Origin of the sequence: Mesorhizobium sp. M7A.F.Ca.CA.002.09.1.1 (assembly GCF_003998555.1) — a bacterium.
Lineage (GTDB): Bacteria > Pseudomonadota > Alphaproteobacteria > Rhizobiales > Rhizobiaceae > Mesorhizobium > Mesorhizobium ciceri.
The window spans coordinates 1-457 of sequence record NZ_RZRR01001604.1 but is presented as its reverse complement, the minus strand read 5'-3'; the positions used below and the strand labels follow the sequence as shown (position 1 = coordinate 457).

Below are 457 nucleotides of genomic sequence, written 5' to 3'. Positions count from 1 at the left end.
CCGGGGGAAAGAAAACACCCCCCGCGCCCAGCTGTCCAAGAAGAACCGCCGCTATTTGAAGGAGCGCGTCTCTGAAACGCTTGGTCTGCTCTATGCCGATCATTTCCCCTATCGTCAGATGGCGACGTCGCGCAATGTCAGGCGCTCGCCGCTGCACGAGCATCTGAAGGCGCGCGGCGCTGTCTTCGGCGAAGTCGCCGGCTGGGAGCGCGCCAACTGGTTCGCCCGCGAGGGCCAGGAGCGCGAATACCGCTATTCCTGGAAGCGCCAGAACTGGTTCGACAATCAGCGCAAGGAACACCTTGCGGTCAGGAATGGCGTCGGCCTGTTCGACATGACCTCGTTCGGCAAGATCCGTGTCGAGGGCCGCGACGCCTGTGCTTTCCTGCAAAGACTATGCGCCAACGACATGGATGTCGCGCCGGGCAAGATCGTCTACACCCAGATGCTCAACCAG

Annotated in this window: 1 pseudogene; it reads left to right on the top strand. The window is 61.9% G+C overall.

Annotated elements, in window-relative coordinates:
• A pseudogene (locus EN994_RS34910) lies at positions 1-457 on the top strand (FAD-dependent oxidoreductase); the annotation flags it as partial.